The 640-nt window shown below is 46.1% G+C and carries 2 tRNA genes and 1 rRNA gene; all 3 read left to right on the forward strand.

Annotated features, from left to right (window positions below):
- A 16S ribosomal RNA gene (locus tag ACFQWC_RS23190) occupies positions 1–111 on the forward strand; the annotation flags it as partial.
- 143 nt (positions 112–254) lie between these two features.
- Positions 255–331, forward strand: a tRNA-Ile gene (locus ACFQWC_RS23195).
- Between the two features lie 14 nt (positions 332–345).
- Positions 346–421, forward strand: a tRNA-Ala gene (locus ACFQWC_RS23200).
- The last annotated feature ends 219 nt before the right edge of the window (positions 422–640 follow it).

Here is a 640-nt window from a genome sequence, read left to right on the forward strand (position 1 = left end):
GAAGTCGGTGAGGTAACCTTTTGGAGCCAGCCGCCTAAGGTGGGACAGATGATTGGGGTGAAGTCGTAACAAGGTAGCCGTATCGGAAGGTGCGGCTGGATCACCTCCTTTCTAAGGAAGATTTAACTAAAACGTTTGACACGTCGAAGTTTTGTTCAGTTTTGATGGTTCAACTAAGTTTTTTGCGAAAGCAAAACAACTCTCCATCTACAAACAATGGTAAGCATTGCTTATCATTCATTTTTATGGAATATGGGCCTATAGCTCAGCTGGTTAGAGCGCACGCCTGATAAGCGTGAGGTCGGTGGTTCGAGTCCACTTAGGCCCACCATATTCGACTCACTTGGGGCCTTAGCTCAGCTGGGAGAGCGCCTGCTTTGCACGCAGGAGGTCAGCGGTTCGATCCCGCTAGGCTCCACCAAGTTTTTTTACGAAGCGTAAGCGGAGTAAAATAAACATCCATACAATCTCTTTCGAGATCATGGTTTGTTCTTTGAAAACTAGATAAAGATAAATTGATAGTCAAGAAATTACCGAGTATCGCCATTTTAGGTTTTAAACCTGATGTAACAACCAATTCGGTTAAGTTATGAAGGGCGCACGGTGGATGCCTTGGCACTAGGAGCCGACGAAGGACGGG

Source organism: Rossellomorea sp. GCM10028870 (assembly GCF_042666755.1).
In the GTDB taxonomy this organism is placed as follows: Bacteria; Bacillota; Bacilli; order Bacillales; family Bacillaceae_B; genus Rossellomorea.